General features: G+C 63.4%; 1 protein-coding gene (running past one end of the window). It reads left to right on the top strand.

Features of this window, described 5'->3' with window-relative positions:
- Positions 1–17,831 carry the 3' portion of a non-ribosomal peptide synthase/polyketide synthase gene (locus AC3IUF_RS17530; protein WP_489278805.1) on the top strand. Its footprint begins 22 nt before the window's first position, so the window shows 17,831 of its 17,853 coding nt (coding positions 23–17,853); its start codon lies off the left edge, out of view; the stop codon is at positions 17,829–17,831.

The following is a 17,831-nucleotide window of genomic DNA, read 5'->3' as shown; positions in this document are numbered from 1 at the left end:
CAACCCTGAAGGCAAAAGACATTCAGTTGGCGGTGACCGATGAGCAATTGCGCGTCAATGGCAACAAGCAGGCGTTGAGCGATCCGGCGCTGCTGGCCGCTCTGCGCGAGCACAAACCGGCGCTGATTGAACTGATCAAGGCCGGCCAATACTCGGCCACCCGCGTCGGCCAGATCGATGTTCCGGCCAACGGCATTCTCCCCGGCAGCACGCACATCACGCCAGCGATGGTGACCCTCGCTGAAGTGGATCAGCCGATCCTTGACCGTTTGATCGCCGATGTCCCGGGTGGCGCCGCCAATGTGCAGGACATCTACCCACTGGCGCCGTTGCAGGAAGGCATTCTCTATCACCACGCGAGCAACGAGCAGGGCGATCCGTACGTCATGCAATCGTACTTTGCGTTCAGCAGCCGTGAGCGTTTGCAGGATTTCGCCCAGGCGTTGCAAAAGGTCATTGATCGCCACGACATCCTGCGCACTGCCGTGCATTGGGAAGGGCTGGACGTGCCGCTGCAAGTGGTCTGGCGTCAGGCGCAGTTGCCGATGGAAGAAGTTGTGGTGCACGACGGCGAAAGCGCTGTGCTGCAGCAATTGCACGAGCGTTTCGATGCGCGGCATTTCCGTCTCGACGTCAAGCACGCACCGATGATGCGGCTGGCCTACGCGTGGGATGAGGCCGGTCAGCGCGTGGTCGCGACGTTGTTGTTCCATCACATGGCGCTGGATCACTCGGCGCTCGATGTGGTGCGTCACGAACTGCTCGCCTGCCTCACCGGCGAGGATCAATCGCTCGGCCGGCCGGTGCCGTTTCGCAATTACGTAGCGCAGGCGCGGCTGGGCATCAGCGAAGCCGAACACGAGACGTTTTTCCGCGACATGCTCGCCGACATCGCCGAGCCAACGCTGCCCTACGGTTTGCAGGACGTGCAGGGTGACGGCCTCGGCATCGCCGAGCTGAGCCTGCCGATCAATGCGCTGCTCGGTCAGCGTCTGCGGGCGCAGGCGCGGCAGCTCGGCGTGAGTGCCGCGAGCCTGTTTCATCTGGGCTGGGCGCAGGTACTGGCGGTGCTCACCAGCAAGCAGAATGTGGTCTTCGGCACGGTGCTGATGGGCCGTATGCAGGGCGCCGAAGCCACTGAACGGGCGCTGGGGATTTTCATCAACACCTTGCCGCTGCGCGTCGATGTCGATGCGCGGGGCGTGCGCGCTGCGGTGGAGGCGACGCACAAACGCCTGACCACGCTGATGCGCCACGAGCACGCGCCGCTGGCACTGGCCCAGCGTTGCAGCGGCGTGGTCGCGCCGACGCCGTTGTTCAGTGCCTTGCTCAATTACCGCCACAGTCACACGGCGGCGACGGCGAGTGCCGAGACCCTGGCCGCTTGGGAAGGCATCAGCACGATCAGCTCCGAAGAACGCACCAACTATCCGCTGACCCTGAGCGTCGATGATTTCGGCGATGCCTTCAGCCTGACGTTGCTGGCCACCACCGAGGTCGATCCACAGCGCATCTGCGATTACCTGCAGTGCGCCCTGGAAAGTCTGGTGCTGGCGCTGGAGCAGGCGCCGGACACCGCGCTCAACCAATTGCCCATTCTTCCGGCGGCGGAGCGCGAGCAGCTGTTGTTGGCGTTCAACGGCACTCACGCCGACTTCCCGGCGACGTTGACCATTGGCCAACGTTTCGAAGCGCAAGTGGTGCAGCGGCCCGAAGCCGTGGCCGCGCAATACCTCGGTGAGCAACTGAGTTATGCCGAGCTCAACCGGCATGCCAACGCGCTGGCCCATCATTTGATTGCGCTGGGAGTGAAGCCTGATGATCGCGTCGCCATCGTCGCCCGCCGTGGCCTCGATACGCTGGTCGGGCTGGTCGCCATTTTGAAGGCGGGCGCCGGTTATGTGCCGGTCGACCCGGCGCACCCGGCCGAGCGTCTGCACTACTTGCTCAGCGACAGCGCCCCCGTTGCCGTGCTGATCCAAAACACTCTGCGGGATCGCCTGCCGGCGCTGGCGGTGCCGGTGATCAATCTCGACCCGCGCACCTGGCCATTGAGCGAGACCTTTGATCCGCAGGTGCCGGGCCTGACCACCGCACATCTGGCCTACGTGATCTACACCTCCGGTTCCACCGGCCTGCCCAAAGGCGTGATGGTCGAACACCGCACCTTGTCGAATCTGGTCGACTGGCATTGCAGCGCGTTTGATCTGTGCGCCGGTCGCCATACGTCCAGTCTTGCCGGGTTCGGTTTTGACGCCATGGCCTGGGAAGTCTGGCCGGCGTTGTGTGCTGGCGCGACTTTGCATCTGGCACCGACGCACGAGGGCAGCGAGGACATCGATGCGCTGCTCGAGTGGTGGCGCGCGCAGCCACTGGACGTGAGTTTCCTGCCGACACCGGTCGCCGAATACGCCTTCAGCCAGAACCTTGAACACCCGACGCTGCGCACGCTGCTGATCGGTGGCGACCGCTTGCGCCAGTTCAGCCGCAACCAGCAATTCGAGGTGATCAACAACTACGGCCCGACCGAAGCCACCGTGGTCGCCACCTCTGGCCGCATCGAGGCGGGCGACGCCTTGCACATCGGTAAACCGGTGGCCAACGCCACGGTGTACTTGCTCGATGAACAGCAGCGTCCGGTGCCGATTGGCGTCATGGGCGAATTGTATGTTGGCGGAGCCGGGGTCGCTCGCGGTTATTTGAATCGCGCCGACCTGAGCGCCGAGCGATTCCTGCATGACCCGTTCAGCCCCGCGCCGAATGCGCGCATGTATCGCAGCGGCGACCTCGCGCGCTGGCGTGCCGACGGTACGATCGAGTACCTGGGGCGTAACGACGATCAGGTGAAAATCCGTGGTGTGCGTATCGAACTCGGCGAAATCGAAACCCGCCTCAATCAGTTGCCCGGCATTCAGGAAGCCGTGCTGCTGGCCCGCGAAGATGAACCGGGCCAACCGCGTCTGGTGGCGTATTTCACCGAGCAGAGTCAGGTTGAACCGCTGGCGGTAGCCGAGTTGCGCGCGCACCTGTTGACCCAGTTACCGGATTACATGGTGCCGGTGGCCTTCGTCAGACTCGACGCACTGCCGTTGACCGCCAATGGCAAGGTCGACCGCAAGGCCTTGCCGAAACCTGAGCGTGCGGCGCTGTTCACCCGCGAATACGAGGCGCCGCACAACGAACTGGAAAGCGCCTTGGCGCAGATCTGGGCGCAGGTGTTGCAGGTCGAGCGAGTAGGGCGTCAGGATCATTTCTTTGAACTCGGCGGCCATTCGCTGTTGGCCATGCGCATGGTGTCCCAGGTTCGCCAGCGCCTTGGCGTGGAGCTAGCACTGGGCGATCTGTTTGCCAACGCCGAACTGGCAGCGGTTGCCGAGGCGGTGGCGCAGGCCGGGCGCAGCACGCAACCGGAGATTGTCGCGGTGGCCCGTGATGGCGCCTTGCCGCTGTCGTTCGCGCAGCAGCGCTTGTGGTTTCTCGCACAAATGGAAGGCGCCAACACCGCGTACAACATCCCCATCGGCCTGCGCCTGCGTGGGCAATTGAATGAACAAGCGTTGCAACAGGCCTTGGCGCGCATCGTCGCGCGGCATGAAACCCTGCGCAGCCGTTTTGCCCAGTTCAATGACGAGGCGCAAGTGCTGATCACCCCGGTCGACAGCGGTCTGCTGCTGCGCGTTGAAGACCTGCGCCAGCACCCGCAACCCGATGAAACCTTGCAGGCGCTGATTCAGGGCGAAGCCTCGGGGCCCTTCGACTTACAGGACGATGCGCTGATTCGTGGTCGGTTGGTGCGCCTCGCCGACGATCATCACGTGTTGTTGCTGACCCTGCACCACATCATCTCCGATGGTTGGTCGATGGGTGTTCTGACCCGCGAACTGATGGCGTTGTATCAGGCCTTCAGTCATGGCCAGCCGGATCCACTGCCACCGCTGGCGCTGCAATACACCGATTACGCGGTGTGGCAGCGGCGCTGGCTCAGTGGTGAGGTGCTGCAGCGCCAAAGTGAATACTGGCAACAGACTTTGGCCGGCGCTCCGGCGCTGTTGACGCTGCCGACTGACCGCGTGCGCCCGGCACAGCAGGATTACGCCGGCAACACCGTCGACGTGGTGCTCGATGAACGCTTGAGCGCCGGACTCAAGGCTTTGGCTCAGCGTCACGGCGTGACGATGTACATGCTCATGCTCAGTGCCTGGGCGAGTCTGTTGAGTCGTTTGTCCGGGCAAGCCGAAGTGGTCATCGGCTCACCGGTCGCCAACCGTACCCGCGCCGAGATCGAAGGCTTGATCGGCATGTTCGTCAACACCCTGGCCTTGCGTATCGATACCTCGGGCGAGTTGAGCTGCGAAGCGCTGCTGGCGCGGGTCAAGGCGCGGACGCTGGACGCGCAGGCGCACCAGGACCTGCCGTTCGAACAAGTGGTGGAAATCACCAAACCGGCGCGGAGCATGGCGCACAGCCCGTTGTTCCAGGCGATGTTCAGTTGGGACAGCGGCCATGGCGCCAGCCTGAGTCTGGGCGAGCTGACGCTGGAAAGCGTCGCCGAGCCGAGCCACTTTGCCAAATTCGATCTGTCACTGACGCTGGCAGAGGAGCCGGGCGGGATTCGCGGTGTGCTGGAGTACGCCGTTGCCTTGTTCGATGAGTCGACTATTCAACGGTACGTCGGCTACTTCCAGCGCCTGTTGCAGGCGATGGTCAGCAACGATCAAGCGGTGCTTGAACACGTGGCGTTGTTGGCGGACGACGAGCGTCAGCACCTGCTGGTCGATCTGAACGCCACCGCCGTCGCCCACGATCTCGAACAGACCGTTCATGGCCGCTTCGAAGCGCAGGTGTTGCGCACGCCAGACGCTGACGCCGTGGTCGCCGGTGAGCTGCGTTTGAGTTACGCCGAGTTGAACCGCCGCGCCAACCAACTCGCCCATCACCTGCGCCAGTGCGGTGTCGATCGCGATTCGCGGGTGGCGATCTGCGTCGAGCGCGGGCCGCAGTTGTTGGTCGGTCTGCTGGCGATTCTCAAGGCCGGCGGCGCTTATGTGCCGCTCGATCCCGGTTATCCCGCCGAACGTCTGGCCTACATGCTTGAGGACAGCGCGCCCGTGGCGGTGCTGGTGCATGCGCCGACGCGTGCGCTGATCGGCGAGTGCGCCGGCGTGTTGGTCGATTTCGACGAGTGCAACTGGCAAGACCTTGCGCAGAGCAATCCGCAGGTGCCGGACTTGAGCGCGGCAAATCTGGCCTATGTGATTTACACCTCCGGCTCCACCGGCACGCCGAAAGGCGTAATGGTCGAGCACCGTAACCTGGGCAATCTGCTGCACTGGAGCGCCGGGCTGTGCCCGCTTTCTAGCGGCGCCGCGCTGCTGCAGAAAACCCCGTTCAGTTTCGACGCCTCGGTGTGGGAGCTGTTCTGGCCGTTGAGCTGCGGCATGCGCCTGGTCCTCGCCGGCCCGGACGATCATCGTGATCCGGCGGCGCTGGTGCAGCTGATTCGTGAGCAACAGGTCAACGTCGTGCAGTTTGTGCCGGCACTGTTGCAGCAATTCCTTGAAGTGGCAGAGGTCGGCGAGTGCAGCAGCCTCAGCGATGTGTTCTGTGGTGGCGGTGAGCTGACCGCCGCGTTGGTGCGTAGCGTCCGCGAGCGTCTGCCGCAGGTACGCCTGCACAACGTGTATGGCCCGACCGAAGCCACTGTCGACAGCACCGTGTGGACGCTGGAACCGGATTCGCCGGTACCGCAAGGCGCGCCGCCGATTGGCAAACCGCTGTGCAATACCCGTGTGTATATCCTCGACGCTCATCAGCAACCGGTGCCATTCGGCGTAGTCGGCGAGATGTATCTGGGCGGTGTGCAGGTGGCGCGGGGTTATCTGAATCGGCCTGAGCTGACAGCCGAACGCTTCCTCGACGATCCGTTCAATGATCAGCCAGGCGCGCGTTTGTACCGCACCGGCGACGTCGCGCGGTATCTCGCCGATGGCAATATCGAGTATCTGGGGCGCAACGACGATCAGGTCAAGATCCGTGGTCTGCGCATTGAACTGGGTGAGATCCAGGCGCATCTGGCGCGCGTCGACGGCGTGCGTGAAGCTGCCGTGCTCGCTCGCGAAGACGTGCCGGGCGATCAGCGCCTGGTGGCGTACTTCAGCGGCGAACCGCTGGACATCGATCAACTGCGTAGCCAACTGCTCAAACACTTGCCGGATTACATGGTGCCTGCCGTGTTTGTGCATTTGCCGGCCTTGCCACTGAGCCCCAACGGCAAGCTGGATCGTCAGGCCTTGCCGGCCCCTGACCAGTCGGCGCTGCTGACCCGCGATTACGAAGCCCCGGTCGGTGAAGTCGAAACCGTCATTGCCGGTATCTGGGCCGAGTTGCTGAAAGTCGAGCGAGTAGGGCGCTTTGATCACTTCTTCGAACTGGGCGGCCATTCATTGCTGGCGGTCAATCTGGTTGCGCGCATGCGCCGGGCCGGGCTGTCGGCGGACATTCGCGTGCTGTTCGGCCAACCGACGCTGGCCGCACTGGCGGCGGCAGTAGGCGGGGAACCCGCAGCAGCGGTGCCGGCAAATCTGATTCCAGCCGATTGCCCGCGCATCACGCCCGAACTGCTGCCACTGGTGACGCTGGATCAAGCAACGATCGACCGCATCGTCGCGAGTGTCCCCGGCGGTGCGCGCAATGTTCAAGACATCTACCCGCTGGCACCTTTGCAGACCGGCATTCTGTTCCATCATCTTTCGGCTGCGCAGGGTGATCCGTATGTGCTGCAGGCGCAGTTTGCCTTTGCCGACGAGCAGCGTTTACAGGTATTCACCGAGGCACTGCAACGGGTGATCGAGCGTCATGACATTCTGCGCACCTCGCTGTTCTGGGAGGGTCTGGAAGAGCCGGTGCAAGTGGTCTGGCGTGAGGCTTCGCTGAGCTGTGAGGCCTTGCAGCTGGACGCCGAAGCGGGCGATGCGCTGAGCCAGTTGCACAGACGCTTCACCATCGATAACTACCGCATGCCCGTCACCGAGGCGCCGCTGATGCGCGTGGTGTACAGCCGTGATGCCGTCAATCAACGGGTGGTGGCGTTGTTGCTGTTCCATCATTTGGTCATGGATCACGTGGCGCTCGAGGTGTTGCAGCACGAGATGCAGGCGTTTCTGCTGGGCAACGCCGGGCAACTGAGCGAGCCAGTGCCGTATCGCAACTACGTGGCGCACACCCGCGCCGGGCTGAGCGCGCAAGAGCACGAAAGCTTCTTCCGCGAAATGCTCGGCGCGATCGATGAGCCGACCTTGCCCTATGGTCAGAATCTGGCCCATGACGGTCCCGCGCAGGAAGCGCAGTTGACGCTGGAAAACACACTCAGCCACAGCGTAAGGCAACAGGCGCGGCGCTTGGGTGTCAGCGCCGCCAGCCTGATGCACCTCGCCTGGGCGCAGGTGCTGGGGCAATTGTCCGGGCGCGACGCCGTGGTTTTTGGCACGGTTTTGCTTGGCAGATTGCAGGGCGGCGAAGGAGCGGAGCGGGCGCTGGGTGTGTTCATCAACACCTTGCCGCTGTGCATCGAGCTCAATGCGCACAGCGTTAAAGGGGCGGCGCTGGCGACCCATCAACGCTTGAGTCAGTTGCTTGCTCACGAGCACGCGCAACTGGCGCAGGTGCAGCAGTGCAGCGCGATGCCGGCGGGTACGCCGCTGTTCAGCACGCTGCTCAACTATCGTCACAGCGCCCCGGTCGGGCCGATATCCGCGGAGGTGCAAGCGGCGTGGCACGGGATGCAATTGCTCGATGCCGAGGAACACACCAACTATCGACTGACCCTCAGCGTTGACGATCTTGGCGAAGATTTCGGCTTGAAGGTATTGGCCGGGGCTGGGATTGATGCACAGCGAATCTGCGGGTACATGCAGGGTGCATTGATGACTTTGCTGAACGCGCTGGAGCACACGCCGCACGCGGGGTTTGATCGGTTGTCGGTAGTCAGCGCCGAAGAACGTCATCAGTTACTGGTCGAGTTCAACGCCACACAACGCGAGTATCCGCAGGCGCTGACAGTGCACGCGTTGTTTGAGGGGCAAGTGGCGGCGCAACCGCAAGCGGTGGCCGCGGTGCACGGTGAGCAATCGTTGAGTTACTTTGAACTCAATGCGCAGGCCAACCGTCTGGCCCATCAGTTGATCGCGCAAGGCGTCCAGCCGGGCGACCACGTGGCTATATTGTTGCCACGTTCGCTGACGCTGCTGGTCGCACAACTGGCAATCGCCAAGTGCGCGGCGGCCTATGTGCCGCTGGACATCCATGCGCCGAGCGAGCGGCAGTCGTTCATGGTCGATGACTGCCAGGCTGTGGCACTGTTGACCTTGAGCGGTGAAGTCATCGACTACGCCGTCCGGCGCATCGATCTGGATATGTTGTCGCTGGATGAGCAATCAACGCAAAACCCGAACCTTTCGCAAACCTCGGAATCGCTGGCGTACATCATGTACACCTCCGGTTCCACGGGCACACCGAAAGGCGTGATGGTGCCGCACCGAGGCATCGGCCGGTTGGTGATCAACAACGGTTATGCCGATTTCAACCCGCAGGATCGGGTGGTGTTTGCCTCCAATCCAGCGTTCGACGCCAGCACCATGGACATCTGGGGGCCATTGCTCAATGGCGGTCGCGTCGTGGTCATCGACCATCAGACGCTGCTCGACCCGAACGCTTTCGGCCGTGAATTGAGTGCTCGCGGGGCGACGATCCTGTTCGTCACCACCGCGCTGTTCAACCAGTACGTGCAACTGATTCCGCAGGCGCTCAAAGGCTTGCGTATGCTGTTGTGTGGCGGCGAGCGGGGCGATCCAGCGGCGTTCCGGCAGTTACTGGCCGAGGCGCCAGCGCTGCGTATCGTGCACTGCTACGGTCCGACCGAAACCACCACATACGCGACCACTTTTGAGGTGCGCGAAGTCTCGGAAAACGCCGAGAGCGTGCCGATTGGCGGGCCGATCGGCAACACGCAGGTTTACCTGTTGGATGCCCATCAACAACCGGTGCCGATGGGCGTGACCGGTGAGTTGTATATCGGCGGTGAGGGTGTGGCGCTGGGCTATCTGAACCGGCCGGATCTGACTGCCGAGAAATTCCTTCGCGATCCATTCAGCGATAAACCCGGCGCGCTTCTGTACCGTACGGGCGACCTCGCGCGTTGGCTGGCGCCGGGGCAACTCGATTGCATCGGACGGAACGACGATCAGGTGAAGATTCGCGGCTTCCGTATCGAGCTGGGCGAAATCGAAAACCACCTGCTCAGCTGTGCCGGGGTCAAGGAAGCGGTTGTGCTGGCTCGCCAGGACAGTCAACAAACCACGCGTCTGGTGGCGTATTACACCGCTCACGCTGAACAGCTGGACAGCGCCGGGCTACACAAGCAGTTGCAAGCACGACTGCCGGAATACATGGTGCCGTCAGCGTGGGTGCAACTGGATAGGTTGCCGCTGAACAACAATGGCAAGGTTGATCGCAAAGCCTTGCCCAAGCCTGACGACGCTACGTTACTCAGCCGCGAATACACAGCACCACAAGGTGAGCTGGAAACCGCACTGGCGCAGATCTGGGCCGAAGTGCTGCAAGTCGAGCAGGTCGGGCGTCACGATCATTTCTTCGAACTCGGCGGTCATTCGCTGTTGGCGATGCGCATGGTTTCGCTGATCCGTCAGCGCCTCGGCGTCGAACTGGCGCTGAGTGATCTGTTCGCCGATGCGCAATTGAGTGCGGTTGCTGAAGTATTGAGCCGCGCCGGGCGCAGCGCGCTAGCGGACATTGTGCCGGCACCGCGTGATCAACCGCTGCCGATGTCCTTCGCCCAGCAACGTCTGTGGTTCCTCGCGCAAATGGCCGGTGGCAACTCGGCGTACAACATTCCTCTCGGCCTGCGCCTGCGCGGTCACCTCGACGGCGACGCCCTGCAAGCGGCGCTGGCACGGATTGTCGCTCGTCACGAAACCCTGCGCAGCCGTTTCATCCGCCTCGACGACACTGCGCAGGTATCGATTGCCCCGGTCGACAGCGGTTTGCTTTTGCGCGTGGACGATCTGCGCCAAGCCTTGCAAGCCGAGCTCACCTTGCAGGGATTGATGGCGCAGGAAGCCTCGACAGCGTTTGATCTGCAGAATGATTCGCTGATTCGTGGGCGACTGGTGCGCTTGGCCGACGATCATCATGTGCTGTTGCTGACCGTGCACCACATCGTCGCCGATGGCTGGTCGATGGGCGTGCTGACCGCTGAATTGATGGCGTTGTATCAAGCGTTCAGCCAGGGTCAGCCTGATCCGCTGCCAGCGCTGACGCTGCAATATGGCGACTACGCCGTGTGGCAGCGCCGCTGGCTAAGCGGGGAGGTGCTGCAGCGGCAAAGCGAGTACTGGCAGCAAACCCTCGACGGTGCGCCGGCCGTGTTGACGCTGCCCACCGATCGCCCGCGTCCGGCACAACAGGATTACACCGGCGGCAACGTCGACGTGCTGCTGGACCCGCGCCTGAGCGCGGGGCTCAAGGCCTTGAGCCAACGTCACGGCGTGACTCTGTTCATGACCCTGATGAGCGCCTGGGCGCTGCTGATGAGTCGTCTGTCCGGGCAAACCGATGTGGTGATCGGTACGCCGGTGGCCAATCGCACTCGCACAGAAGTCGAAGGCCTGATTGGCATGTTCGTCAATACGCTGGCCTTGCGCATCGACACCTCGGGCGCGGTGAACGTCGAAGCGCTGCTGGCGCGGGTCAAGGCGCAGACACTGGCGGCGCAGGCGCATCAGGATCTGCCGTTCGAGCAAGTGGTGGAAATCGCCCGGCCGCTGCGCAGCCTGGCGCACAGCCCGCTGTTCCAGACCACGCTGAACTGGGACAGCAGCGTCGGCCCGCAACTGGCGTTGGCTGATCTGACGCTGGAGGGCGTGGCCGGGCCGGGCGATGTCGCCAAGTTTGACCTGACGCTGACACTGGGCGAGGTCAATGGAGCGATTCGCGGTACGCTGAACTACGCCACGGCGCTGTTCGATGCGCTGACGATCAAGCGTTACATCGGCTACTTTGAACGCCTGCTTGAAGCAATGATCAGCGGTGAGCAAACGGTACTGGAACAGGTGCCGTTGCTGGCGGTGGATGAGCGCCAGCGTTTGCTGTACGACTTCAACGCCACGGTGCGTGACTACCCGCAAACACTGACCGTGCACGGGATTTTCCAGCAGCAGGCGGCGGCGCATCCCAAAGCGGTGGCGGCGGTACATGGCGCGCATTCGCTGAGTTACTTTGAGCTGAATGCCCAAGCCAACCGCCTGTCCCATCACCTGATCGCCCACGGCGTGCAGCCGGGCGATCATGTGGCGATCCTGCTGCCACGTTCGCTGGAGTTGCTGGTCGCGCAACTGGCCATTGCCAAATGCGCGGCGGCCTACGTGCCGCTGGACATCAACGCACCCAGCGAGCGCCAGGCGTTCATGGTTGAGGATTGCCGGGCGGTGGCGCTGTTGACCCTCAGCAGCGAAGTCATCGACTACGCCGCGCCGCGTATCGATCTGGACATGCTGACCCTCAACGGCCAGCCGACGCATAACCCGAACCTGCTGCAGTCGTCCGAGGCGCTGGCGTACATCATGTACACCTCCGGCTCTACCGGCACGCCGAAAGGAGTGATGGTGCCGCACCGGGGCATCGGCCGCTTGGTGCTCAACAACGGTTATGCCGATTTCAATGCGCAGGATCGTGTGGTCTTCGCCTCGAACCCGGCGTTCGATGCGAGCACCATGGACATCTGGGGGCCGCTGCTCAATGGCGGGCGCGTGGTGATCATCGACCATCAAACGCTGCTCGATCCGAATGCCTTCGGCCGTGAACTGAGTGCCAGTGGCGCGACGATCCTGTTCGTCACCACCGCGCTGTTCAACCAATACGTGCAACTGATCCCGCAGGCGCTCAAGGGCCTGCGGATGCTGCTGTGCGGCGGTGAGCGTGGCGATCCGGCGGCGTTCCGGCGACTGCTGGCCGAGGCCCCGGCATTGCGCATCGTGCATTGCTACGGCCCGACCGAAACCACCACGTACGCCGCGACATTCGAAGTGCGTGAAGTGGCGGAAAACGCCGAGAGCGTGCCGATTGGCGGACCGATCGGCAACACGCAGGTGTACGTGCTCGACGCGTATCAGCAACCGGTGCCGATGGGCGTGACCGGCGAGCTGTACATCGGCGGGCAGGGCGTGGCGCTGGGTTACCTGAACCGGCCGGATCTGACCGCCGAGAAATTCCTCCGCGATCCGTTCAGCGAGACGCCGGGCGCGTTGCTTTATCGCACCGGTGACCTCGCGCGCTGGCTGGCGCCGGGACAACTCGATTGCATCGGCCGCAACGATGATCAGGTGAAGATTCGTGGTTTCCGCATCGAGCTGGGAGAAATCGAGAGTCGCCTGCTGAACTGCGCGGGGATCAGGGAAGCCGTGGTGCTGGCGCGCCGCGACGGCCAGGACGCCACGCGACTGGTGGCGTATTACACGGCGCACGATGGCGTCTTGGACAGCGCTGAACTGCACGCTCAGTTGCACGCACGCCTGCCGGAATACATGGTGCCCACCGCGTGGGTGCAACTCGATGTGTTACCACTGAATAACAACGGCAAGGTTGACCGCAAGGCACTGCCGGCACCGACCCAGGAGGCGCTGCTCAGTCGGGTCTACGAGGCGCCGGCCAATCCACTGGAAATCAGCCTCGCACAGGTCTGGGCCGAAGTGTTGCAGGTCGAACAGGTCGGCCGTCACGACAACTTCTTCGAACTCGGCGGCCATTCATTGCTGGCCATGCGCATGCTCTCCCAGGTGCGCCAGCAATTGGGCGTGGAACTGGCGCTGGCTGATCTGTTTGCCAATCCGGAACTGGCGGCGGTCGCCAACGTATTGAGTCAGGCCGAACGCAGCAGCTTGCCGCCGATTCTGCCGGCGCCGCGCGATCAGGCGCTGCCGCTGTCGTTCGCCCAGCAACGCTTGTGGTTCCTCGCGCAGATGGGCGGCGGTAATACCGCTTACAACATTCCCTTGGGCCTGCATTTGCGTGGACGACTCGACGCAGAGGCGCTGCACCGGGCATTGGCGCGGATCGTCGCGCGTCACGAAAGCCTGCGCAGTCGTTTCGCACAATTGAACGACGAAGCACAGGTGCTGATTGCCCCGGTCGACAGTGGCCTGTCGCTGATTGAGGAGGATTGGCGACAACAGCCGCAGACCGACGAGGCCTTGCGCGCGCTGATCGAAACTGAAGCACGCGAACCGTTCAACTTGCAGGACGGTCCGTTGATTCGCGGACGGTTGCTGCGTCTGGCCGATGAGCACCATGTGCTGTTGTTGACGATGCACCACATCATCTCCGATGGCTGGTCGATGGGCGTGCTGACCCGTGAATTGATGGCGCTGTATCAGGCGTTCAGCCATGGCGAGGCAGATCCACTGCCAGCGCTGGCCTTGCAATACGCCGACTACGCGGTGTGGCAGCGGCGCTGGCTCAGCGGTGAGGTGCTGCAGCGTCAAAGCGATTACTGGCAGCAGACCTTGGCCGGCGCTCCGGCGTTGCTGAGCCTGCCAACCGACCGCCCGCGTCCGGCGCAACAGGATCACCACGGCGGCAGTGTCGAGATCGTGCTGGACGAGCAGACCAGCGCCGGCCTGAAGACGTTGTGTCAGCGTCATGCCGTGACACCGTACATGGTGCTCATGAGCGCCTGGGCAATGTTGCTCGCGCGCCTGTCCGGGCAGTCCGATGTGGTCATTGGCTCGCCGGTAGCCAACCGTACCCGCGCCGAGATCGAAGGGCTGATCGGCATGTTCGTCAATACTCTCGCGCTGCGCATCGATACCTCGGGCGATCTGACCGGTGCGGCGCTGCTGGCGCGGGTCAAGGCGCAGACTCTGGCCGCGCAGGCGCATCAGGATCTGCCGTTCGAACACGTGGTGGAAATCACCCGGCCGCTGCGCAGCCTTTCCCACACACCGTTGTTCCAGACCCTGGTGAGCTGGGACAGCAGCGTGGCGCCCGCCCTGGCACTGGACGGTCTCACGCTGGAAGGCGTGGCCGGGGAAAATCACTTTGTGAAGTTCGACCTGTCGCTGAGCCTCGGTGAGAACCCGCAAGGCATACGTGGCGCGCTGCGCTACGCCACGGCGTTGTTCGATGAGTCGACCGTGCAACGTTTTGTCGGTTACTTGCAGCGCTTGCTGGCGGCGCTGGTCAGTGATGATCAGGCGCTGTTGGCGCAGGTCAACCTGCTTGCGCCGGAAGAGCAGCAGCGCTTGCTCGGCGATTTCAACGCAACGGCGGTTGATTGCCCGGTCGAACAACCGATCCAGAGCCTGTTTGAAGCACAGGTGCGTCGTCAACCGGACGCCATCGCCGTGCAGTCGGGCGAACACAGCCTGACGTATCGCGAGCTGAACACGCGTGCCAACCGTCTTGCGCACCATTTGCGCGAGCAGGGCGTGGGGCCGGATGCGCGAGTGGCGCTGTGCGTCGAGCGCGGGCTTGATCTGATGGTGGGGTTGCTCGGCATTCTCAAGGCCGGTGGTGCTTATGTGCCGTTGGATCCGGCTTATCCGGCGGAGCGCCTGGACTTTATGCTCAGGGACTGCGCGCCTGTGGCGGTGCTGGTGCAGACGGCCACCCGTGTGCTGTTTGCCGGGACCGACGTGGCCGTGATCGACTTTGACCAATGCAGCTGGCACGAACAATCGGCAAGCAATCCGCAAGTGCCCGGTCTGAACGCCTCGAATCTGGCGTACATGATCTACACCTCAGGTTCGACCGGTACGCCAAAAGGCGTGATGCTCGAACATCGGGGCTTGTGCAATCTGGTGCATTGGGGATCGCAGATCTGCCCGCCGACCCCAGACGGCGCGCTGTTGCAAAAAGCGCCGTTCAGTTTCGATGGTTCGGTGTGGGAGTTCTTCTGGCCGCTGACCGCCGGTGTGCGTCTGGTGCTGGCACGGCCGGGCGGCCATCGGGAACCGGCGTATCTGGCGCAAGTGATTCGTCAGCAACGTGTGACGGTGGTCAAGTTTGTGCCGGCGCTGTTGCAGCAGTTTGTTGAACTGCAGGATGTCAGTGAATGCACCAGCCTCACCGATGTGTTCTGCGGTGGCGGCGAACTCACCGCGGCGCTGGCCGCTGCTGTGCGTCAGCACCTGCCGTGGGTGCGCCTGCATAACGTGTATGGCCCGACCGAAGCCACGGTTGACAGCACGGCGTGGACCCTGGAACCGCACATGCCGGTGCCAACGTCTGAATTGCCGATCGGCAAAGCCATCTGCAGCACGCGTCTGTATGTACTCGATGCCCATGACCAACCGGTGCCGCTCGGCGTCATTGGCCAGTTGCACATCGGCGGCATCGGCGTGGCGCGCGGTTATATGGGGCTGCCGCAGATGCAGGCCGAGCGCTTTATCGACAGTCCGTTTGTGGCCGGTGATCGCCTGTACCGCACCGGCGATCTGGTGCGATACCGCGCTGACGGCAACCTCGAATTCCTCGGGCGCGACGACTTCCAGGTCAAGCTGCATGGCTTGCGTCTGGAACTCGGTGAAATCGAAGCGCGGTTGATCCAGCACCCGGATGTGCGCGAGGTGGTCGTGCTGATGCGCGACGAGCGTCTGGTCGCGTATTTCACGGTGCGCGAGGGCAGTGCAGCGCCCGCGATCGACACGCTGCGCGCGTTCATCCTCGAACAATTACCCGAGTACATGGTGCCGGGCGCGTTTGTTGCGCTCGACGTTTTACCGTTGAGTCCCAACGGCAAGATCGACCGTCAGGCGCTGCCGGCACCGGGCCTCGACGCGGTGCTCAGCCGCCACTACGAAGCGCCGCAAGGCGAGGTCGAAAGCTTGCTCGCGCAGGTCTGGGGTGAAGTGTTGAATGTCGAGCGGGTCGGACGTCACGACAACTTCTTTGAATTGGGCGGGCATTCGCTGTTGGCGATTCGTTTGGTCAACCTGCTGCAACGTGCGGGGCAGGAGGTGACGCTGGCGCAGTTGTTCCAGCGGCCGAGTGTCGAGTCGCTGGCGGCGCTGCTCAGTCAGCACCATGCCGTGCCCGCGCAGCCGGAAGGACTGGTCGTGGTGCGACCGGGCGAGGGCGGCAATGCGCTGTTCCTGATCCATGAATTCAGCGGGCGGGACGTGTATTTCCCGGCATTGGGCCTGCATATCGAGGGGCAGTTTCCGATTTACGGTTTGCCCGGTGTGCCGCTGGGGCAGCCGCAACTGCGGACCCTTGAGTGCATGGCCGCGCGGATGGTCGGGATCATCCGCTCGGTGCAGCCGCATGGGCCGTATCGTCTGGCCGGGTGGTCGTTTGGCGGCTTGCTGGCGTATGAAATCGCCCAGCAATTGCTCGGTCTCGATGAGGCGGTAGCGTTTGTCGGCCTGCTCGATACCTACGCGCCACATCCGGCCAGTCAGGATAAAACCCGCTGGAGCGGCGCGCATCGCGACAAGCGTCAATTGCTTGAACACTGCCGCGCGCGTTCGCAGATGCGGGGGGCAGAGGGGCTGCCAGCGTTAGCCGACGTAGAGAAGCTTGAGGCTGAAGTCGAACTGATCGCCTTCGACGAGCTGTTCCAGCGCTGCTGCGAACAGCAATTGCCCGACCCGGAACTGGCCGCACTGAGCGCAGCGGATGCCTGGAGTTACTTTGATCGTGAGGCCGCTCATGGTTTGGCGCTGGCGCATTACCGGGTCAGCCCGGCCAGCCAGCCGGTGCACTTGTTCCGCGCTCAGGCACTGATGCCGGGGCAGGCACAGCCGAGTCCGACCCGTGGTTGGGAGAACAAGGTCGGTGCAGGTTTGCTGCGCTGCATCGATGTGCCGGGGGATCACCGCAGCATGATGAAAAACCCGGATGTCCAGGCACTCGGCCAGGCCTTGAGTCAGGCCATGGCCGCTGCGCAGGCCCCGCAACCACAGGTTTATCAACCCGTGTTGACGATCCAGAGCGGGCACGCCGGGCATGCGCCGATCTTTTGCGTGCCGGGGGCGGGCGACAGTGTCACCGGGTTCATTCACCTGACCGAAGCGCTCGGTCCGGAATGGCCGATTTTCGGTCTGCAACCGCGCGGGCTCGATGGCAGCGGCGTGCCGCACAGTCAGGTGGAAGCGGCGGCGAGGTGTTATCTGCAAGCCGTCGAGCAGTTGTATCCGCAAGGTCCGGTGCACTTGATCGGCCATTCGTTCGGCGGTTGGGTCGCGCATGCCATGGCCGCGCAGTTGCAGGCGACCGGGCGTGAGGTAGCGTCGTTGACCCTGATCGACAGCGAAGCCCCCGGTGGCAATGGCACGGCGGGCAAACCGTATACGACGACCGCCGCGCTGGAACGCTTGATCGAGACGCTGCAACTGTCCAGTGGCAAGTCGTTGGGCATCGATCCGCTGGCGTTCGCCGAGGCTGACGACACCACGCAAATGCGCCTGTTGCACGAGGGCATGGTGCGCGCCGGTGTGTTGTCTGCGCGTTCGTCAGCGCAGGCCATGCACGGCCCGGTCCGCACCTTCGCCACAGCCTTGCGCACGGTCTATCAACCGCAACTGGCCTACAGCGGGGCGGTGCGGCTGGCGCTGGTCGATGACCCGACGCTGGATGCGTGGGGCAATCAGCGCGAGCAAGCGGCGATGGTTGAGGGTTGGCAGCGTCAGGTGACGGATCTGGCGGTGTGGTACGGGCCGGGCAACCACTTCACGATTCTCAAGGCGCCCAACGTCTTCAGTCTCGCGGCGTGGTGGCATGACGGCCTGAAAGTGCCGGCCGGCCAAGTGTTGTCGTGA

Source organism: Pseudomonas sp. KH_040 (assembly GCF_057839305.1).
The sequence above is the reverse complement of the archived record's forward strand: the minus strand, read 5'-3'. Positions and strand labels throughout refer to the sequence as shown.